The 18,643-nt window shown below is 61.4% G+C and carries 18 protein-coding genes, 4 tRNA genes and 1 pseudogene; 11 read left to right on the top strand and 12 right to left on the bottom strand.

What is annotated here, in order from left to right; all coding sequences use genetic code 11:
- Nucleotides 1-108: 108 nt before the first annotated feature.
- The 4 genes from CD58_RS24410 to CD58_RS24400 form a co-directional block, all read right to left on the bottom strand.
- The gene (locus tag CD58_RS24410; RefSeq protein ID WP_025215541.1) at nt 109-1,455 is read right to left on the bottom strand and encodes a sigma-54-dependent transcriptional regulator; all 1,347 of its coding nucleotides are present in this window, start codon (nt 1,453-1,455) and stop codon (nt 109-111) included.
- A complete protein-coding gene (locus CD58_RS24405) occupies nt 1,452-3,041 on the bottom strand; it encodes a two-component system sensor histidine kinase NtrB (RefSeq protein ID WP_025215540.1) in 1,590 nt (529 codons plus the stop codon). Before CD58_RS24405 ends, CD58_RS24410 begins: the two co-directional genes overlap by 4 nt.
- Nucleotides 3,031-3,264 carry a PP0621 family protein gene (locus CD58_RS29575; RefSeq protein ID WP_025215539.1) on the bottom strand — a complete coding sequence of 78 codons (234 nt, stop codon included), beginning with the start codon at nt 3,262-3,264 and terminating at the stop codon, nt 3,031-3,033. Before CD58_RS29575 ends, CD58_RS24405 begins: the two co-directional genes overlap by 11 nt.
- A 168-nt stretch (nt 3,265-3,432) precedes the next feature.
- Complete coding sequence (locus tag CD58_RS24400; RefSeq protein ID WP_025215538.1) at nt 3,433-4,449, bottom strand: outer membrane protein assembly factor BamD; 1,017 nt, start codon at nt 4,447-4,449, stop codon at nt 3,433-3,435.
- A gap of 151 nt (nt 4,450-4,600) precedes the next feature.
- Between CD58_RS24400 and rluD the strand changes: the two genes are divergently transcribed.
- From rluD to CD58_RS32030, 9 genes and pseudogenes are all read left to right on the top strand, one after another.
- Nucleotides 4,601-5,563, top strand: coding sequence for a 23S rRNA pseudouridine(1911/1915/1917) synthase RluD (gene rluD, locus CD58_RS24395; RefSeq protein WP_025215537.1), 963 nt, complete (start codon nt 4,601-4,603; stop codon nt 5,561-5,563).
- The gene (pgeF, locus tag CD58_RS24390; protein ID WP_025215536.1) at nt 5,560-6,285 is read left to right on the top strand and encodes a peptidoglycan editing factor PgeF; all 726 of its coding nucleotides are present in this window, start codon (nt 5,560-5,562) and stop codon (nt 6,283-6,285) included. The genes rluD and pgeF overlap by 4 nt, the downstream gene beginning before the upstream one ends.
- Before the next feature lie 129 nt (nt 6,286-6,414).
- The gene (gene clpB, locus CD58_RS24385; RefSeq protein WP_025215535.1) at nt 6,415-8,979 is read left to right on the top strand and encodes an ATP-dependent chaperone ClpB; all 2,565 of its coding nucleotides are present in this window, start codon (nt 6,415-6,417) and stop codon (nt 8,977-8,979) included.
- 414 nt (nt 8,980-9,393) lie between these two features.
- Nucleotides 9,394-9,469 (top strand) — tRNA-Asn (locus CD58_RS24380).
- A gap of 7 nt (nt 9,470-9,476) precedes the next feature.
- A tRNA-Pro gene (locus CD58_RS24375) sits at nt 9,477-9,553 on the top strand.
- Nucleotides 9,554-9,558: 5 nt separating this feature from the next.
- Nucleotides 9,559-9,634, top strand: a tRNA-Lys gene (locus CD58_RS24370).
- A gap of 93 nt (nt 9,635-9,727) precedes the next feature.
- Nucleotides 9,728-9,804 (top strand) — tRNA-Pro (locus CD58_RS24365).
- A 153-nt stretch (nt 9,805-9,957) separates the two neighbouring features.
- A pseudogene (locus tag CD58_RS32035) lies at nt 9,958-10,728 on the top strand (MCP four helix bundle domain-containing protein); the annotation flags it as partial.
- Nucleotides 10,720-11,583, top strand: a complete 864-nt coding sequence (locus tag CD58_RS32030; RefSeq protein WP_413776659.1) for a methyl-accepting chemotaxis protein — start codon at nt 10,720-10,722, stop codon at nt 11,581-11,583. The pseudogene CD58_RS32035 and the gene CD58_RS32030, both read left to right, overlap by 9 nt.
- 179 nt (nt 11,584-11,762) lie before the next feature.
- Here the strand turns inward: CD58_RS32030 and CD58_RS24355 are convergent, their stop codons facing one another.
- Genes CD58_RS24355 through CD58_RS24340 form a run of 4 tightly spaced genes read right to left on the bottom strand, consistent with a single transcriptional unit; the run spans nt 11,763 to nt 14,498 of the window.
- The gene (locus tag CD58_RS24355; protein WP_025215533.1) at nt 11,763-13,061 is read right to left on the bottom strand and encodes an NAD(P)/FAD-dependent oxidoreductase; all 1,299 of its coding nucleotides are present in this window, start codon (nt 13,059-13,061) and stop codon (nt 11,763-11,765) included.
- Between the two features lie 60 nt (nt 13,062-13,121).
- Nucleotides 13,122-13,295: a DUF3094 domain-containing protein gene (locus CD58_RS24350; protein WP_003185543.1), complete on the bottom strand. Its 174-nt coding sequence runs from the start codon at nt 13,293-13,295 to the stop codon at nt 13,122-13,124.
- A 52-nt stretch (nt 13,296-13,347) separates the two neighbouring features.
- Nucleotides 13,348-13,875, bottom strand: coding sequence for an MOSC domain-containing protein (locus CD58_RS24345; RefSeq protein ID WP_025215532.1), 528 nt, complete (start codon nt 13,873-13,875; stop codon nt 13,348-13,350).
- Nucleotides 13,872-14,498: a DUF1780 domain-containing protein gene (locus CD58_RS24340; protein WP_025215531.1), complete on the bottom strand. Its 627-nt coding sequence runs from the start codon at nt 14,496-14,498 to the stop codon at nt 13,872-13,874. Before CD58_RS24340 ends, CD58_RS24345 begins: the two co-directional genes overlap by 4 nt.
- Nucleotides 14,499-14,729: 231 nt before the next feature.
- Here CD58_RS24340 and CD58_RS24335 point away from each other — a divergent pair, with 231 nt between their 5' ends.
- On the top strand, nt 14,730-15,416 hold the full coding sequence (locus CD58_RS24335) for an energy-coupling factor ABC transporter permease (protein ID WP_025215530.1): 687 nt from the start codon (nt 14,730-14,732) through the stop codon (nt 15,414-15,416).
- Between the two features lie 63 nt (nt 15,417-15,479).
- Complete coding sequence (locus CD58_RS24330; protein ID WP_003185533.1) at nt 15,480-15,695, top strand: hypothetical protein; 216 nt, start codon at nt 15,480-15,482, stop codon at nt 15,693-15,695.
- Between the two features lie 20 nt (nt 15,696-15,715).
- On the opposite strand, the gene yacG is transcribed toward CD58_RS24330, so the two are convergent.
- From yacG to CD58_RS24310, 4 genes are read right to left on the bottom strand one after another with little or no spacing between them, the layout of a single operon-like run.
- Complete coding sequence (gene yacG / locus CD58_RS24325) at nt 15,716-15,922, bottom strand: DNA gyrase inhibitor YacG (protein WP_025215529.1); 207 nt, start codon at nt 15,920-15,922, stop codon at nt 15,716-15,718.
- Nucleotides 15,919-16,542: a dephospho-CoA kinase gene (gene coaE, locus CD58_RS24320; RefSeq protein WP_025215528.1), complete on the bottom strand. Its 624-nt coding sequence runs from the start codon at nt 16,540-16,542 to the stop codon at nt 15,919-15,921. The genes yacG and coaE overlap by 4 nt, the downstream gene beginning before the upstream one ends.
- Nucleotides 16,543-16,554: 12 nt before the next feature.
- Nucleotides 16,555-17,424, bottom strand: a complete 870-nt coding sequence (locus CD58_RS24315) for a prepilin peptidase (RefSeq protein ID WP_025215527.1) — start codon at nt 17,422-17,424, stop codon at nt 16,555-16,557.
- Nucleotide 17,425: 1 nt separating this feature from the next.
- Complete coding sequence (locus CD58_RS24310; RefSeq protein WP_025215526.1) at nt 17,426-18,643, bottom strand: type II secretion system F family protein; 1,218 nt, start codon at nt 18,641-18,643, stop codon at nt 17,426-17,428.

Raw genomic sequence — 18,643 nt, 5'->3', positions numbered from 1 at the left:
CGACTCAATCAACCTGACACACCGAGGTGCCAGGTTCGGGGCTGCTGCGCAGCCCAGCGGGAGCAAGCTCCCTCGCCACGGGGGCAGCATGGGCTTGAAAACCGTGGCTCAATCCAACCCCAACTTCTTCAACCGATACCGCATCGACCGAAACGACAACTTCAACCGCTGCGCCGCCGCCGTGCGGTTCCAGCGGGTTTCCTCCAAGGCCTGGAGGATGAGTTTGCGTTCGACGTCTTCCAGGTAGTCTTCCAAATTGTCGACCTGCATCAAGTCGGGATTGCCCGCCTCAGCGCTGCCATTGCCCTCGGCCAGGCGCAGGTCGTCGGCTTCGATCTGTTGATGCTCACAAAGGGTGTAGGCCCGTTCGAGCATGTTCTCCAGTTCCCGCACATTGCCCGGGAAGCGATAGTTGCGCAGGGCATCCAGCGCTTGGGGATGAAGCTTGACCGCAGGGCTGCCGGCGTTGGCCGCCAGGCGCTGGAGCATGTGCTCGGCCAGCAGCCCAATGTCTTCGCGGCGTTCACGCAATGGCGGCACACGCAGTTCGATGACGTTCAGCCGATAGTACAGGTCCTGGCGAAAGCGCCCGGCGGCTACTTCGCCGTCCAGGTCCTTGTGGGTCGCGCAGAGGATGCGCACATCCACCACTTCTTCCTGCTGGCCGCCAACGGCGCGCACGGCTTTTTCCTGGATCGCCCGCAACAGTTTGACCTGCATGGCCAAGGGCAGGTCGGCCACTTCATCGAGGAACAGGGTCCCGCCGTGGGCGGCCTGGAACAATCCGGGTTTGTCTTCGATGGCGCCGCTGAAGCTGCCTCTTCGATGGCCGAAAAACTCGCTTTCCATCAGCTCGGTGGGAATCGCCCCACAGTTGACCGGTACAAAACGCTGGTTGGTGCGGGGACCTTGTTCGTGGATCAATCGGGCAACCAGTTCCTTGCCGCAACCTGACTCCCCGCTGATGTACACCGGTGCCTGGCTCCGGGCGAGTTTTTCGATCTGTTTGCGCACGCTGCGCATCGGTGGGGAGTCGCCCAGCAGGCAGCGCTCGATGGTGGTGGCCGGTGTGGCGACGGATGGCAGGCGCAAGGCACTGGTGACCAGCTCTCGCAGGCGGCCCAGGTCGACCGGTTTGGTCAGGAAGTCGAAGGCCCCGGCCTTCAGGGCGTCGATGGCGGTTTCCAGGCTGCCGTAGGCGGTGATCATCGCCACGGGAAGTTGGGGGTAACGCTGCTGGATGTGTTGCACCAGTTCCAGGCCGGTGCCATCGGGCAGGCGCATGTCGGTCAGGCACAGGTCGAAGGCTTCGGCCATCAGCAGGCTTTGGGCCTCGGCGAGGTTCTTGGCGCTGCGGGTGTCGAGTTTCATCCTTCCCAGGGTGATGTCCAGGAGTTCGCGGATGTCCGGTTCGTCATCGACGATCAGGATTCGTTGCCGTGAGCGAATATTCAAATCTGTTTCCGTCCGTGAGCAAAGGTGATGCGAAAGCAGCCGCCGCCTTGGCGTGGTTTGAAGTCTAGGCGGGCCTGGTTGCTTTCGCACAGCTCACGGGACAGATAGAGCCCAAGGCCGGTGCCCTGGTTGCTGGTGGTGAAGAAGGGCTCGAACAGATGCGCTTGCTGCTCCGCTGTGACGCCGGGGCCGTTGTCGAGGATATCCAGTGTGGATAGCTGGCTATGGGGGTCGATGAACAGTTTCAGCCAGGCCTCGGCCTGTTCATGGAGCATGGCGCTGTGGCGCCAGGCGTTGCGCAACAGGTTGTCGAGCACCTGGGTCAACTGGTCGGGATCCATCAGCGTGGTGTAGTCGCCCGGGTCGATGCTCAGGTGCAATTGTTGGTGCTCGGCTGCGCTTTCGTGGGCTTGGCGGACGAACTGGGCGAGCCAGGCCCGCAGATCCAGGCGTTGGGGCGTGGTTTGCTGGCGGCGGGACAGTTGCAGGACGTTTTCAATGACGCGATTCATTCGTTGGGAGTGGTCTTGAATAATCTGCGTCAGACGTCGATCCGCGTCGTTCAGTTCCTCGGATTCGCGCAGCAATTGCGCCGCATGACTGATCGCCCCCAAAGGGTTGCGGATTTCATGGGCGATACCGGCGGTCAGGCGCCCGAGGGAGGCGAGTTTGAGTTGCTGGGCGTGCTGGGCGACCTGGGCCAGGTCTTCGAGGAATACCAGGGTCTGATGCTGGTCGTTGTGTCCCAGGGCGATGAAGCTCGGTTGCAGGGTGAGGCCGGTGCCGCTGATGGTCAGGCTCTGCGGGCGTAGGCTGGGGTTGTTCAGCCAGAGTTGCAGGCGCTCCACCAGGGCCATGGAATAGTCGTCGATCGGCTGGCCGACCAGATCGTGCATGCCCAGCAGGTTCAGCGCGCTTTCGTTGGCCAGTTGCACCCGGCGCTCGCGATCCAGCACCAGGATGCCGGTGCGCATGCGTTGCAGGATCAGCGCGTTGAGCGCTTCGAGGCCGATCACTTCGCTGGCGCGTTGCTCGGCCAGGGTTTCACTGGCTTCCAGTCGCCGGGTCAGGCCTTGTACCAGCAGGGCGGCAGCAAAACACAACGCCCCCAGGGTGCCGGCCTGCAAGTAACTGCTGGGGCGGTTCGAATCGCTCAGGCCGAGGAAGAACGTCGAGCTGACGATACCAATCGTGGCGACGGCGGCGATCAACAGGCCGATTCGACCGCGCAACAGCGTGTTGCCGATGGCGACCGAGACGATGAGCAGGTTGCCGATGGCACTGGGGGCGCCGCCAGCGGCGAAGAACAGCCACGACAGCAACAGCACGTCGGTGAGGGCGAGGCCGAACAGCCGGGCAGGGCGGCGGGTGTTTTCAAGGAACACCACCAGCAGGATGTTCAGCACCAGGTACAACCAGCTGCCGCTGCGCAGCAGGTCGTCGTTGGCGAACTCCAGCAGGCGATTGTCCATGTTGCTGGAGATCAGCAGCACCAGGGTGATGCCGATGCTCAGGCGGTACAGGTGATAGAGACGCAGCAGGCGCTGCGCCTGTTTGACGCGCGGGCTTGAGGCCTCAGCGCTCACGGGTGCCTGGGCCTTGCTCGAGATGAGCCTGGCTGCAATACCATTGTTGTTCGAGGGCCAGCGCCCGGTCACGAGGCAGGTGTACGCCGCAATGGGCGCAACGAACCATGGGCGGTGCGTCTTGCTCCGGAGTGGAACGCGACGCCCGGGGGCCGGACTTCACCCCGCGAAAGATCCATATGGCGGCGGCAACGACAGCGAACAAGATCAGTAAACGAAGCATGATGGGCGGCTTTCTGGCGAGTGATCCGGCAGTTTAGCCAAAGGACTGGAACGGCGCACAGCGCAATAAAGGCCAGGCACAAAAAAGGGAGACCGTGGGTCTCCCTTTTTGAGTTGATCGTTCCCACGCGGAGCGTGGGAGTCATCAGCGTCAGGTTTTTTCGATTGATCAGTCGAACACGCCGAAGGTCATGTAGCTGAACCAGGAACGGTCGCTGGACTCGCTTTCAGGCTCTTCTTCTTCGATCACGTCGCCATTTTCGTCTTTAGGCTTGAGCTCGCTCGGAATGGCTTCCTTGGCATCCTGGAACTGACGCTGCACGTCCTGGTTTGCGCGGGTTTCACCCGGCGGCAGCGGCGGACGGGACTCGATCAGGCCCAAGGTCGCCTTGCTCAGCCACGAACGGTTGTCGGCTTCGTCAACCCGTGGGGTGAACTGGCCATCGACCAGGGAAGGGTGATCCGGGTAGTTCAGCTTGAGGGTTTCCAGGCTGGTGGCCGCGAGGTCGTCCAGGTGCAGGCGCTGGTACGCTTCGGTCATCACCGCCAGGCCGTCGCCCACCGACGGGGTTTCCTGGAAGTTCTCCACCACGTAGCGGCCACGGTTGGCGGCGGCGACGTAGGCCTGACGGGTCAGGTAGTAGTCGGCCACGTGGATTTCGTAGGAGGCCAGCAGGTTGCGCAGGTAGATCATGCGCTGCTTGGCGTCCGGCGAGTAGCGGCTGTTGGGGAAGCGGCTGGTCAGCTGGGCGAACTCGTTGTAGGAGTCGCGCGCGGCGCCCGGGTCACGCTTGGTCATGTCCAGCGGCAGGAAGCGCGCCAGCAGGCCGACGTCCTGGTCGAAGGAGGTCAGGCCCTTGAGGTAATAGGCGTAATCGACGTTCGGGTGCTGCGGGTGCAGGCGAATGAAGCGCTCGGCGGCGGATTTTGCAGCTTCCGGCTCGGCGTTCTTGTAGTTGGCGTAGATCAGCTCCAGTTGAGCCTGATCGGCGTAGCGCCCGAACGGATACCGCGACTCCAGCGCCTTGAGCTTGGCTGTGGCGCTGGTGTAGCTGTTGTTGTCCAGGTCGGTCTGCGCCTGTTGGTACAGCTCGACTTCGCTCAGGTTTTCGTCTACGACTTCCTTCGACGAGCAAGCAGCAGTCAATGCGAGGATGGCGATCAGCAGCAGGTGTTTCACTTGCATGGCGGCTTGCGTCCCTATGACGGCCGCTGTCTTGGGCGGGGCCGTCCTGTTATGATGAGCGCCCCGTTGAAAAGCCTCGGGGCAAAAGACGCCGTATTTAACCACAAGCGCGCAGCCGAAACCAAAGGCTGTGCCGACGCCCAGTCCGAGCATGTCCGATAAAATAGAACTTCGCGCAGAGGTGCCGTCCGAATTGGGCGGCCAACGCCTCGATCAAGTCGCCGCACAACTCTTCGCCGAGCACTCTCGCTCGCGCCTTTCCGCCTGGATCAAGGACGGCCGCCTGACTGTGGATGGGGCGGTGATCCGCCCGCGTGACATCGTCCATGGCGGTGCCATCCTCGAGCTGACTGCCGAACAGGAGGCCCAGGGAGAATGGGTCGCCCAGGACATCGCCCTGGACATCGTCTATGAAGACGATGACATCCTGGTGATCAACAAGCCTGCGGGTCTGGTGGTACACCCGGCGGCGGGTCATGCCGATGGCACCCTGCTCAACGCCCTGCTGCACCATGTTCCCGGTATCGTCAATGTGCCGCGCGCCGGCATCGTGCATCGCCTGGACAAGGACACCACCGGTCTGATGGTGGTGGCCAAGACCATCCAGGCGCAGACACAACTGGTCACACAGCTGCAAAGCCGCAGTGTCAGCCGTATCTATGAATGCATCGTGATCGGCGTGGTCACCGCCGGTGGCAAGATCAACGCACCCATCGGCCGTCACGGCCAACAGCGCCAACGCATGGCGGTAATGGAGGGCGGCAAGCAGGCGGTGAGTCATTACCGCGTGCTCGAACGCTTCCGCTCCCACACGCATGTGCGGGTCAAGCTGGAAACTGGCCGTACCCACCAGATTCGCGTGCACATGGCCCACATCAACTTCCCGCTGGTGGGCGACCCAGCCTACGGTGGACGTTTCCGCATTCCGCCGGCGGCTAGCCAGACCATGGTCGAATCGCTGAAAAACTTCCCGCGCCAGGCGCTGCACGCGCGTTTCCTGGAGCTGGATCATCCGACCACCGGTAAACGCATGAGCTGGGAGTCGCCGTTGCCGGATGACTTCGTCTGGCTGCTGACCTTGCTCAAGCAGGATCGCGAGGCGTTCATCGGATGAGTGACTGGCTGATACCCGACTGGCCCGCGCCGGGCCGGGTAAAGGCCTGCGTCACCACCCGTGAGGGCGGCGTCAGCCTGGCGCCGTTCGACAGTCTCAATCTGGGCGATCATGTGGGCGACGACCCGGCGGCTGTCGCCGAAAACCGTCGCCGTCTCACCGATCACTTCGCCATCACCCCGGCCTGGTTGCAGCAGGTCCACGGCATTGCCGTGGTCGAGGCCGACCCGGACCAGGTGGCAACCGCCGATGCCAGCTGGACCGCCACGCCGGGTATCGCGTGCGCGGCGATGACGGCGGACTGCTTGCCCGTGCTGTTCTGTAACCGTGCCGGCACCCGCGTCGCGGCGGCCCATGCCGGTTGGCGCGGATTGGCGAATGGCGTGCTGGAGGCCACCCTGGACAGCCTCGAAGACCCCGCCGATGAAATCCTTGCCTGGCTCGGCCCGGCCATCGGCCCGCAAGCGTTCGAAGTCGGGCCCGAGGTGCGTGAAGCCTTCATCGCGCAGTTGCCCCAGGCGGCACAGGCCTTCGTCCCGAGCCACAACGCCGGCAAGTTCCTCGCCGACATCTATGCGTTGGCACGTCTGCGGCTGGCGGCACGGGGCGTCACGGCCGTCTACGGTGGGGGTCTATGCACCGTGACTGACTCACGCTTCTTTTCCTACCGCCGCAATCCGCGCACCGGTCGCTTCGCCTCCCTGATTTGGATCGAACGCTAGACTTCTCTGATCTGCATCAACAGTGCACTGCTTGAATCTTCCAGAATCGACCACATCTATAACGGTATCTGGCAGGTTTCTTCATTCAGGATGTTTTTAGGTCCGGCCTGCTCAAAAGGAAGGTGACCCATGCGTATTGATCGTTTAACCAGCAAATTGCAGTTGGCCCTGTCCGATGCCCAGTCCCTGGCCGTCGGCCTCGACCATCCCGGTATCGAACCGGCGCACTTGATGCAGGCCATGCTCGAGCAGCAGGGCGGCTCGATCAAGCCACTGCTGATGCAGGTAGGCTTTGACGTGAGCAGCCTGCGTAAAGAGTTGACCAAAGAACTCGACCAGTTGCCCAAGATCCAGAATCCGACAGGGGATGTGAACATGTCCCAGGATCTGGCGCGGCTGCTCAACCAGGCGGATCGCCTGGCCCAGCAGAAGGGCGACCAGTTCATTTCCAGCGAGCTGGTGCTGCTCGCTGCCATGGACGAGAACAGCAAGCTCGGCAAATTGCTGCTGGGCCAGGGCGTGAGCAAGAAAGCCCTGGAAAATGCCATCAACAACCTGCGTGGCGGCGAAGCGGTGAACGACGCCAACCACGAGGAGTCCCGCCAGGCGCTGGATAAATACACCGTCGACCTGACCAAGCGCGCCGAGGAAGGCAAGCTCGACCCGGTGATTGGTCGCGACGACGAAATCCGCCGTACGATCCAGGTGCTGCAGCGCCGTACCAAGAACAACCCAGTGCTGATCGGTGAGCCTGGCGTGGGTAAAACCGCCATCGCCGAGGGCCTGGCCCAACGCATCATCAACGGCGAAGTGCCGGATGGCCTCAAGGGCAAGCGCCTGCTGTCCTTGGACATGGGCGCGTTGATCGCCGGTGCCAAGTACCGTGGCGAGTTCGAAGAACGGCTCAAATCCCTGCTCAATGAACTGTCGAAGCAGGAAGGACAGATCATTCTGTTCATCGACGAATTGCACACCATGGTCGGTGCGGGCAAGGGTGAAGGCTCGATGGACGCTGGCAACATGCTCAAGCCGGCGCTGGCCCGTGGCGAGTTGCACTGTGTCGGCGCGACCACGCTCAACGAGTACCGCCAGTACATAGAAAAGGATGCGGCGCTGGAGCGGCGCTTCCAGAAAGTGCTGGTGGAGGAACCGAGCGAAGAAGACACCATCGCCATCCTGCGCGGCCTTAAAGAACGCTACGAAGTTCACCACAAGGTGGCGATCACCGACGGCGCGATCATCGCCGCGGCCAAGCTCAGCCACCGCTACATCACCGACCGGCAATTGCCGGACAAGGCCATCGACCTGATCGACGAGGCGGCCAGCCGCATCCGCATGGAAATCGACTCCAAGCCCGAAGTGCTGGATCGGTTGGAGCGGCGCCTGATTCAGCTCAAGGTCGAATCCCAGGCCTTGAAGAAAGAAAGTGACGAAGCGGCGAAGAAGCGCCTGGAGAAGTTGCAGGAAGAAATCGTTCGTCACGAGCGCGAATATTCCGATCTCGAAGAGATCTGGAACTCGGAGAAAGCCGAAGTCCAGGGTTCGGCGCAGATCCAGCAAAAAATCGAACAGTCCCGCCAGGAATTGGAAGCGGCCCGCCGCAAAGGCGACCTCAACCGCATGGCCGAGCTGCAGTACGGGGTGATCCCGGACCTGGAGCGCAGCCTGCAAATGGTCGACCAGCACGGCAAGAGCGAAAACCAGTTGCTGCGCAGCAAGGTCACTGAGGAAGAGATTGCCGAAGTGGTCTCCAAGTGGACCGGCATTCCCGTGTCGAAAATGCTCGAAGGCGAGCGCGACAAGCTGCTGAAGATGGAAAGCCTGCTGCACCAGCGCGTGATTGGCCAGGAAGAAGCGGTAGTGGCGGTCTCCAACGCCGTGCGCCGGTCCCGTGCCGGGCTGTCGGACCCGAATCGTCCGAGCGGTTCGTTCATGTTCCTCGGCCCGACCGGTGTTGGTAAAACCGAGCTGTGCAAGGCGCTGGCCGAGTTCCTCTTCGATACGGAAGAAGCGATGGTGCGCATCGACATGTCCGAATTCATGGAGAAGCATTCCGTGGCCCGGCTGATCGGTGCGCCTCCGGGTTACGTGGGCTATGAAGAGGGCGGTTACCTGACCGAAGCGGTACGTCGCAAGCCGTACTCGGTGATCCTGCTCGATGAGGTCGAGAAGGCCCACCCGGATGTGTTCAATATTCTGTTGCAAGTGCTGGAGGATGGCCGCCTCACCGATAGCCACGGGCGTACGGTGGACTTCCGCAACACGGTGATTGTGATGACCTCCAACCTGGGGTCGGCGCAAATCCAGGAGTTGGTGGGGGACCGCGAGGCGCAACGCGCTGCGGTGATGGATGCGATTTCCACCCACTTCCGGCCGGAGTTCATCAACCGGGTGGATGAAGTGGTGATCTTCGAGCCGCTGGCCCGTGATCAGATCGCCGGCATCACTGAGATCCAGCTCGGTCGCCTGCGCAGCCGCCTCACCGAGCGCGAGCTGAAGCTGCAATTGAGCAGCGAGGCCTTGGACAAGTTGATCGCCGTGGGTTACGACCCGGTCTATGGTGCACGGCCGTTGAAGCGGGCGATCCAGCGCTGGATCGAAAACCCGCTGGCGCAGTTGATTCTGTCCGGTCGCTTCATGCCAGGCGAAACCGTGACGGGCACTGTGGAGAACGACGAAATCGTCTTCAACTGAGGCGATTGTCTGGGCTTTTGTGGCGAGGGAGCTTGCTCCCGCTGGAGGGCGAAGCACTCCTCGCTTTTTGAGGGGCCGCTACGCGACCCAGCGGGAGCAAGCTCCCTCGCCACGACGGGTGTTCTTTTCCTGATTTATGAGGGCTCGCTTCCAAGCGCCATTTTTTTCATCAGGCCGTTGAACTCAAAGGAAAAGGCTTGTAAAGTGCGCCCCGCAGTACGTCACCCCCAAGGGTTACTTCTCCCTGAGAAAGAACCCGAAATAAGTTGCAAATCATTGTCTTGAAAGCAATTTAAGGGGTTGACAGAGGTTTTTAAGATTGTAGAATAGCGCGCCTCAGACACACGAACGCAGCGATGCGTAAGGGTAGAAGAGGTTGAAGCTAGCTTCAACGTTGTAACTTGAAATATCAGTTCCGTGATAGCTCAGTCGGTAGAGCAAATGACTGTTAATCATTGGGTCCCAGGTTCGAGTCCTGGTCACGGAGCCATTTCAATCGGGGTATAGCGCAGTCCGGTAGCGCGCCTGCTTTGGGAGCAGGATGTCAGGAGTTCGAATCCCCTTACCCCGACCATCTTTGGGTCGTTAGCTCAGTTGGTAGAGCAGTTGGCTTTTAACCAATTGGTCGTAGGTTCGAATCCCACACGACCCACCATTTTTGAAACCAGCTCGCTGGAATCGAATCTTAAGATCAGAGGCCAAAAGCGCTGATCGAGAAGGCGACTTGCGAAGGTCGCCTTTTTTTTACCGGGGTATAGCGCAGTCCGGTAGCGCGCCTGCTTTGGGAGCAGGATGTCAGGAGTTCGAATCCCCTTACCCCGACCATATTGAAAATCCTCGTATCGAAAGATACGGGGATTTTTTTTGCCTGCGAAAAATGTAAATCCCTCAAGTCGTCGTACAACTTGCCGATAACACGCCGACAGGGGCACGGACGTCCGCCCTATTTCAGGCAAACAATAAAAAAGGCACCTCGTTATGTTTCTTCGTCAGCTGAATATCGCCCCCCGTGCGGCGTTGGGTTTTGCCTTGATCGCCCTGCTGGTGGCGTTGCTCGGGGTGTTTGCGTTGGGGCAGATGTCGAGCATCCGTGACAGTGAAGTCGCCGTGGAGACCCAATGGCTGCCCAGCATCCGTGGCGGTGACGAGATCCGTGAATGGATGTTGCGTATCCGTACGATTTCCCTGCGCATGGCCCTGGACCAGGACCCGAAGAACATCCCGGTGTACCGCGGCCAAATGGACACGCGCGACAAGGAGCTGAGCGAAAAAATCGCCAGTTACGAAAAGCTCGTCGTCACCCCTGAAGGCAAGGCCCTCTACGACCAGTTCAAGCAGACCTTTGCCGCTTACCGTACCGGTATCGCGCAATCCTTCACCCTGGCAGAGCAGGGGCGTCGGGACGAGCTGATCAAGCTGCTGCTGGTGGACATGAAGACCGTGGTGGACGGTTCCGGTAAACAGCTCAATGATCTGGCCGAGCTGTTCTCCAAACAAGTCTCCATCGAGAGCCAGAAGTCCCAGGAGCACTACGCCAATTCCCGGATGATCGTCAGCCTGTTCGTGGTGCTCGCGGCCCTGGCCACGGTCGTGCTGGCCATGCTGCTCACCCGCAGCATCGTCAGGCCTTTGGGCGAGGCGCTGAATGCCGCAGAGAACGTAGCCCGAGGCGACCTGACTCGACCGATCGAGACCCACGGCAACGACGAAGTGAGCCGCTTGCTCAAGGCGCTGGCGACCATGCAGCAGAACCTGCGGGAAACCTTGCAGGGCATCAGCGGCTCGGCGGCGCAATTGGCCACCGCCGCCGATGAGTTGAATGCGGTCACGCTCGACAGTACCCAGAGCCTGCAACAACAGAATAACGAAATCGAACAGGCCGCCACGGCTGTCACCGAAATGACCACGGCGGTGGAAGAGGTCGCGCGCAATGCGGTTTCCACCTCTGACGCCACGCGCCAGTCCAGTGAGTCGGCATCCCTTGGGCAGCAGCGGGTCAGCGACACGGTCGGCGCCATCGGCGCCCTCGCCAGCGATGTGCAGGTGACCGGCGGCCTGGTGCAGTCCCTGGCCAACCAATCGCAGGACATTGGCAAGGTACTGGACGTGATCCGCGCCATCGCCGAGCAGACTAACCTGCTGGCCCTCAATGCGGCCATTGAAGCGGCCCGGGCCGGCGAAAGCGGTCGTGGGTTTGCGGTAGTGGCCGATGAGGTGCGGGCGTTGGCTTATCGCACGCAGCAATCGACCCAGGAAATCGAGCAAATGGTCCAGGGCATGCGCAGCGGCGCCACCCAGGCGCTCGATTCCATGCAGGCCAGTTCCAGTCGCGCCGCCAGTACCCTGGCGATGGCGGAGCGGGCGGGCGAAGCGCTACAGACCATCACCACGTCGGTCAATGAAATCCACGAACGCAATCTGGTGATCGCCAGCGCCGCCGAAGAACAGGCGCAAGTGGCTCGCGAGGTGGATCGCAACCTGGTGAACATTCGTGATTTGTCGGTGCGCTCGGCTTCCGGCGCGGGCCAGACCAGTGCCTCCAGCCATGAGTTGTCGCAACTGGCGAATTCGTTGCGCACGATGGTGCAGCGGTTTCAGGTTTGATTGATGGATAGCTCGGACAGAGGTCCTGCCCGAAGTTAGCATTGACTGTACTGCCCTCATCGCGAGCAAGCTCGCTCCCACAGCTGATCGCGGTCATCCTGTGGGAGCGAGCTTGCTCGCGATTGCGGTGGATCATTCAGCATCAATATTGCTGATCCAGCGCAATCGTCAGTCAGGCCTCAGTGCAACTTCAGCCGTGGCTCGGTGCCACGCCCGATCTTGCTGCCCAGCATCAACATCGCCGTGCGGAACAGGCCGTACAACGCCATTTGGTGCATGCGGTACAGCGACACGTAGAACATCCGCGCCAGCCAGCCTTCGAGCATCACGCTGCCGGTGAGGTTGCCCATCAGGTTGCCTACCGCCGAGAAACGCGACAGCGAAATCAGCGAGCCGTAGTCGGTGTATTTGTAGTGCGGCAGGGCCTTGCCTTCGATACGCAGCTTCAGGGATTTGGCCAGCAGCGATGCCTGCTGATGCGCGGCCTGGGCGCGGGGCGGAACATTGCGATCGCTGCCGGGTTGTGGGCAGGCGGCGCAGTCGCCGAAGGCGAAGATGTTCTCGTCGCGGGTGGTCTGCAGTGTCGGCAGTACTTGCAGCTGGTTGATCCGGTTGGTTTCCAGCCCGTCGATTTCCTTGAGGAAATCCGGGGCGCGAATCCCGGCGGCCCAGACTTTCAGGCTCGCGTCGATCACTTGGCCGTCCGCGGTAATCAGGCTGTCGGCGGTCACCTGGCTGACGGAAGCGTTGGTCATGACGTTGACTCCGAGTTTCTCCAGAGTCTTGTGCACCGGCCCGCCGATACGCTCCGGCAGCGCTGGCAAGACCCGTGGACCCGCCTCGATCAGGGTGATGTGCATGTTCTCCGGTTTGATCCGGTCCAGGCCATAGGCGTGCAGTTCGTGAGCGGCATTGTGCAGCTCGGCCGCCAGTTCGACACCGGTCGCACCGGCGCCGACGATGGCGACGCTGATGCGCTCGACAATATCGGTCTGTCCGGCGTGGGCACGCAGATAGTGGTGGAGCAATTGCTGATGGAAGCGCTCGGCCTGCTTGCGGGTATCCAGGAACAGGCAGTGCTGCGCCGCGCCTTCGGTGCCGAAGTCATTGGTGGTGCTGCCGACGGCAATCACCAGGGAGTCGTAGCCCAGCTCCCGGGCCGGTAACAGCTCCAGGCCGGCTTCGTCATAGGTGGCGGCCAGTTGGATTCGCTTGCGCTCGCGATCCAGACCGCTCATGCGCCCCAGCTGGAACTCGAAGTGGTTCCATTTTGCCTGGGCGACGTAGTTGAGTTCGTCTTCGGAGGAGTTCAGGGATCCGGCGGCCACTTCGTGCAGCAGCGGTTTCCAGATGTGGGTCAGGTTCGCGTCGACCAGCATCACACTGGCCGTGCCACGCTTGCCCAGAGTCTTACCCAGGCGGGTAGCCAACTCCAGGCCGCCGGCGCCGCCGCCAACGATGACAATACGATGAGTCATGGGGATATCTCGCAAGGCTAAAGGAAATCGGTGCCGTTACCCGAGCGAGCGCGATGCGCTTCATAGCGTCAGGTAACTGATCAGTCGGCTCAACAGGCCCAGGCCGATGGTCACGGCCAGTACCACCACCAGGAGCATCCACGGCCGGAAAGGCCGGCGCTCGACTCGGTGCTGGGACAGTTGCAGGTACTCTTCGACATGCTTCTGGTCATCTGGGTTCAGGCGGCTGGTCATAAAGGCCTCGTCAGGTAGACGTTGCGAAAGGTGTAGACGCTACAGCGTCTGGCTATCCGGCATTGAAAGCAGCGTAGCCGCTCGCCGGAACGGGTTCGACACTCAAGCGGTCGTCCAGGCGAATGATTCCACTTTTTATCACCCGTGCGGTGATTCCGCCATGGCCGCGTACGGCCTGGAACGTACCTTCCCCCAGGTTGCGCTCCAGTCGCGCGCACGGTTGGCACCAGCCGGTGGTTTCGAAGAGGGCCTGGCCGATGCGGAAGCGCCGGCCCTTGAGGCTGAACAGATTGATACCGCTGACCACGATGTTGCGGCGCAGTTCTTGCGGTAACACGGGGCGATCAGCCGGGCGTCCCATTAGCGAGGCGATCACGGCCAGGTGTTCCCATTGAATCAAGGTGACTTGCCGCGCATTGCGCACGCCGGGACGGGCATGGTCGCCCGTCAGGCCGGCCTCCAGGCGTGCCTCCACGGCGTCCAGTTCGAGCATGGGTGCATGGCCTTGGGGGCGTACGCCAATCCAGCGTACGCGGCCTTGCTGGGGCACGGCGGCGATCAGTTCCTGTAACGGGCTCACAGGCTTATCCCGACATCGAACACGATGCTGCGTCCCAGGTTGCCCCGTAGGAAATCCGGCGCGTCGGGGTGGGCGAACAGCACCCGGGCGAACGTCGGCCCCACCAGCGACAGCGAGCGCCAACCCTGGCGCAGGTATTCGGTGGGCGGTGGGAAGTGGCTGTTGAGGTCCAGCACTTCGCGCTTGAGGCTGGCGAAGGCAATGATATCCAGGTCCCCCAGGTCCATGCCGCGCTCGGTGTAGTTGTGGGCTTTCTTGCGCAGGGTTGGAGCCAGCCGCATCAGGAACTCATTGGCCGGGATCCGCCGGGGCTTGGCTTCGCGGCGCACCAGTTGGCTCAGGGAGAAGGCGCTGCGCCGGCGTTGCAGTTCGTCGCGCCACTCATCATTGAGGCGCCGGCCTTCGTCGAGGACGAAAAACACCTCGAAGTTGGCATCCCGAAACAACACGTCCGGCGGTTCTCCCGCGGGGGCGAACTCGTCGGCGCGATAGGGCACGTTCAGCCCTTGCAGCAGACGCTGGCAGACCCAACGCTCACGCTCCCATTTGCGGGCATTGGAGAGAAAGGCGTTGGCTTGCTCGGCCGCGATGGTCAGCAGGCGTAAATAATCGGAATCATCCATGAGCCCAAGCTTAGCGTTCAATTGCGACAAGCTGAAAGCGTTGCGTTGATTAATGGACATTGTGGGTGGGGTGTAGACTGCTGGCTTGAAGTAACCGTGGCGAGGGAGCTTGCTCCCGTCGGGCTGCGAAGCAGACCCAAAAGAATTTGCGACCGCTTCGCGCTCGAGCGGGAGCAAGCTCCCTCGCCACAACAGCCCGTTTGATGCACGGACAAGCAAAGGAGTAGTCCCATGATCGGTGCCGAGCTGCTCTCACCGCAGACCCTGGCGGGCGGCTGGCTGATTTATGTGCCGGTGTTGGTCTGGGCCGTGGCGCGGGCGCCGTGGGTCGAGCTGTTCACTGACAACCGTCGCCAGCACTTGCTGTTCGGCACGGTGCTGGCGCTGTTCCTGTTGTGGCTGGTGCGACGGGATTTCGACACGGGCGTCTCGTATCACTTTATCGGCATGACCGCCGTGACCCTGCTGCTGGACTGGCCGCTGGCGATTCTCGGCGGCCTTTTTGCCCAACTTGCGCTGGTGCTGCTGGGCCGCCAGGACATGGCGGCGGTGGGCGTCAACGGTGCATTGTTGATCCTGTTGCCAGTGCTGGTCACCGAGTGTTGCGCGATCCTGGTGGAGCGCGCCCAGCCGCGCAATTTGTTCGTGTACATCTTCTGTTCGGGATTTCTCGCCGCGGCGCTTTCGGCATTGTTGTGCTTGCTGCTGGGGCTTGGCCTGTTGTGGTACGACGGCATATTCGCCATGCCTTACTGGCTCGAGGATTTCATCGGCTATCTCTGGCTGATCATCTTCCCCGAGGCCTTCATCAACGGCATGGTGATCAGTGCGCTGGTGGTGTTCAGCCCTGAATGGCTGGAGACGTTCAACCGCACGCGCTACCTGTCGGCGCCCTGGAACGATGATGACAAGCCTTGATTCACATCAAGGCTGGCCGGGCAGGCGCCCTTCATGCTCTGGAAAACTTCCAGGAGTACAACCATGAGTGTTTATGAGTGGGCGAGACAAGAGATCAGGCGTAGCCACGATGCGGCCATGGAGATCGGTTTCGACCCGGGCTTGAGCCTGCGTGCCTTGCTCAGTGCGATTGTGCAGCAGAGCAAGACAGTGCGCAGCGTTGAAGATTTGGCCGATGAGTTGAGTTTCCTGGCGGAAAATCTCGACGATGAGCAGGACTACGGTTTCATGCGGCCTTAATGCCTTAATGCCTTAATGCCTTAATGGTGCGAGCGAGGCTCGAAATCTTCGCTGAACAGCTCATCCTCGGCATCGGGGCTGACCGGAATCTTGTGTTCTTCCGACGCCCAGGCGCCGAGGTCGATCAGTTTGCAGCGATCGGAGCAGAACGGCCGGAAGGTGTTCTCCGGGCTCCATTCCACAGGGGCGCCACAGGTTGGGCAATCAACGGTTGGAATTTGGCTCATGATTGGCCTCCACGCAAAGTAAGGTAAAAGTGATGCAGGCGCTCGACCTCGCTGTGTAGCCAGGCGAGGTCGCGGTCGTTGACCACCACGTCGTCGGCATGGCTCAGGCGATCCTGGCGGCTGGATTGGGCCTTGAGGATGGCCTGGACCTGCTGCTCACTGGTCTGGTCACGCTGCAAGGTGCGTTCGATCTGCAACTGTTCCGGCGCGTCGATCACCAGGATCCGCTGGGTCATGGTGTACTGGCCCGATTCGATCAGCAGCGGCGAGACCAGAATCGCGTAGGGCGATTGTGCCTGGGCCAGATGATGAGCGATCTCGTCTGCGATCAGTGGATGCAGCAGCGCTTCGAGCCAGCGACGCTCCTCGGCATTTTCGAAGATCAGTTTGCGCAGGGCCGCTCGGTCCAGCGTGCCGTCGGCCTGCAATACGCCAGGGCCGAAGTGTTCAGCAATTTTAGCCAATGCCGGACGACCGGGTTCAACCACCCAGCGCGCCGCGTGATCGGCGTCGATGACGTGCACGCCCAAGTCGATGAAATGCTGGGCCGCCGCGCTTTTGCCGCTGCCGATGCCACCGGTCAGGCCGAGAATCCAGGGTTTTTCCACAGGGTTATTCATAAAAGATCGACATTAGAAACCGACAGACTGCCAATAGAAGTGGGTTATTTGACCACCCCAGAGCAAGGCAATCCAGCCGGCAATGGCCAGATAGGGTCCGAAGGGGATCTGCGTCGACCCCGGGGCATTACGCAGGCGCAGCACAATCACGCCGACAACGGCGCCCACCAGCGACGACAGCAGCAATGTCAGCGGCAGGATCTGCCAGCCACCCCAGGCTCCCAGCATCGCCAGCAGCTTGAAATCCCCATAGCCCATGCCTTCCTTACCGGTGATCAGCTTGAACACCCAGAACACTGACCACAGCGCCAGGTAACCGGCCACCGCGCCCCACATCGCCTGGTTCAAGGGGACGAACAGCTCGAAGCTGTTGACGATCAAGCCCAGCCACAACAACGGCAGCACCAGGGTATCAGGCAGTAATTGATGCTCGGCGTCGATCAGGCTCATGCCCAGCAGGCCCCAGCTCAACACCATCACCATCGCGGCCTGCCAGCCAAAGCCGAAATGCCAGGCGACGAACGCTGACACGGCGCCGCAGGCCAGTTCGGTCAGCGGGTAGCGCCTGCCGATGGGCGCGGCGCAGTTGGAGCAGCGACCGCGCAACACCAGGTAGCTCAGCAACGGGATATTTTCCCAGGCGCGGATACGATGGCCACAGTGGGGGCACTGGGAATGCGGCAGCATCAGGTTGTAGACCGGGCCGGGCGCTTCGGCCGGCAGGCCCAGCAGGTCGTGGGCTTGCACGCGCCATTCTCGGGTGAGCATCTTCGGCAGGCGCCACACCAGTACATTGAGGAAGCTGCCGACGATCAATCCGAGCAATAACGCAGTGAGCACGAAGGCCAGGGGATAGAGCACGAAGAAATCAGTCAGGGGCATGTCAGATCGCAGAGCCGAGTTGAAAGATGGGCAGGTACATGGCAACCACCAGGCCACCGACGACCACCCCCAGGACCACCATGATGAAGGGTTCCATCAGGCTGGTGAGGTTGTCCACCAGATTGTCCACCTCGGCCTCATAAAAACTCGCCACCTTGTCGAGCATGTCGTCCAGCGCGCCGGACTCCTCGCCGATGGCGGTCATCTGGATCGCCAGGTTGGGAAAGATGCCTGACGCACGCATGGAAAAATTCAACTGCATGCCGGTCGAGACATCCTGGCGGATGCGCTGCACCGCGCGTTTGAACACCACGTTACCGGTGGCCCCCGAGACCGAATCCAGTGCCTCTACCAGCGGCACGCCGGCGGCGAATGTGGTGGACAGCGTCCGGGCGTAGCGGGCCACAGCGGACTTGTACATCAAGCTGCCTATCAGCGGCAGCTTGAGCAGCCATTTATCGCGCCAGTCGCGAAACCCCTGGGAGCGCTTGAGCGCGTATTTCACGCCGAAAAACGTCCCCACAAACCCGCCAAGCACCACCCACCACCATTGCTGCAGGAATTCCGACAGGCCGATGACCATCACCGTGAAGGCCGGTAGCTGTGCGCCGAATCCTGAAAAGACCGATTCGAATTGCGGCACCACCTTGACCAGCAGGATGCCGGTGACCACGGCCGCGACCACCACTACGGCCGCCGGGTAGGTCATGGCTTTCTTGATCTTGGCCTTGAGCGCTTCGCTCTTTTCCTTGTAGGTCGCGACCCGATCCAGCAGCGTGTCCAGGGCACCGGCCTGTTCACCGGCGTCTACCAGGTTGCAGTACAAGTCATCGAAATACTGCGGACATTTTCGCAACGACGCCGCGAAGCTGTTGCCGGCAGCGACTTCCTGTTTCACCTCGTCCACCAGCTTGCGCATATTAGCGTTGTCGAAGCCTTCGCCAATGATGTCGAACGCCTGCAACAGCGGCACGCCGGCCTTGAGCATCGTCGCCATCTGGCGGGTGAACAGGGCGATGTCCAACGGCTTGATGCGCTTGCCCTTGCTGAATATCGAGGTGGATTTCTTGCGTACCTTCTCCGGGTTGATGCCCTGTTTGCGTAACTGAGCCTTGATCAGGGCTGGGCTCTGACCGGTCAGTTCACCGCTCATTTTCGTGCCTTTGCGGTCTTTGCCTTCCCACGTGTAGACATCGGTTTTTACTGCTTTGACCGCCAT

Origin of the sequence: Pseudomonas brassicacearum (assembly GCF_000585995.1) — a bacterium.
Classification (GTDB): Bacteria; Pseudomonadota; Gammaproteobacteria; order Pseudomonadales; family Pseudomonadaceae; genus Aquipseudomonas; species Aquipseudomonas brassicacearum_A.
The sequence above is the reverse complement of the archived record's forward strand: the minus strand, read 5'-3'. Positions and strand labels throughout refer to the sequence as shown.

What these genes read in the sequence shown, in the direction of transcription:
- CD58_RS29575 (WP_025215539.1), bottom strand. Translation starts at nt 3,264, where the DNA reads ATGCTTCGTTTACTGATCTTGTTCGCTGTCGTTGCCGCCGCCATATGG.
- CD58_RS24400 (WP_025215538.1), bottom strand. Translation starts at nt 4,449, where the DNA reads ATGCAAGTGAAACACCTGCTGCTGATCGCCATCCTCGCATTGACTGCT.
- rluD (WP_025215537.1), top strand. Translation starts at nt 4,601, where the DNA reads ATGTCCGATAAAATAGAACTTCGCGCAGAGGTGCCGTCCGAATTGGGC.
- pgeF (WP_025215536.1), top strand. Translation starts at nt 5,560, where the DNA reads ATGAGTGACTGGCTGATACCCGACTGGCCCGCGCCGGGCCGGGTAAAG.
- clpB (WP_025215535.1), top strand. Translation starts at nt 6,415, where the DNA reads ATGCGTATTGATCGTTTAACCAGCAAATTGCAGTTGGCCCTGTCCGAT.
- CD58_RS32030 (WP_413776659.1), top strand. Translation starts at nt 10,720, where the DNA reads ATGCAGCAGAACCTGCGGGAAACCTTGCAGGGCATCAGCGGCTCGGCG.
- CD58_RS24355 (WP_025215533.1), bottom strand. Translation starts at nt 13,061, where the DNA reads ATGACTCATCGTATTGTCATCGTTGGCGGCGGCGCCGGCGGCCTGGAG.
- CD58_RS24350 (WP_003185543.1), bottom strand. Translation starts at nt 13,295, where the DNA reads ATGACCAGCCGCCTGAACCCAGATGACCAGAAGCATGTCGAAGAGTAC.
- CD58_RS24340 (WP_025215531.1), bottom strand. Translation starts at nt 14,498, where the DNA reads ATGGATGATTCCGATTATTTACGCCTGCTGACCATCGCGGCCGAGCAA.
- CD58_RS24335 (WP_025215530.1), top strand. Translation starts at nt 14,730, where the DNA reads ATGATCGGTGCCGAGCTGCTCTCACCGCAGACCCTGGCGGGCGGCTGG.
- CD58_RS24330 (WP_003185533.1), top strand. Translation starts at nt 15,480, where the DNA reads ATGAGTGTTTATGAGTGGGCGAGACAAGAGATCAGGCGTAGCCACGAT.
- yacG (WP_025215529.1), bottom strand. Translation starts at nt 15,922, where the DNA reads ATGAGCCAAATTCCAACCGTTGATTGCCCAACCTGTGGCGCCCCTGTG.
- coaE (WP_025215528.1), bottom strand. Translation starts at nt 16,542, where the DNA reads ATGAATAACCCTGTGGAAAAACCCTGGATTCTCGGCCTGACCGGTGGC.
- CD58_RS24315 (WP_025215527.1), bottom strand. Translation starts at nt 17,424, where the DNA reads ATGCCCCTGACTGATTTCTTCGTGCTCTATCCCCTGGCCTTCGTGCTC.
- CD58_RS24310 (WP_025215526.1), bottom strand. Translation starts at nt 18,643, where the DNA reads ATGGCGGTCAAAGCAGTAAAAACCGATGTCTACACGTGGGAAGGCAAA.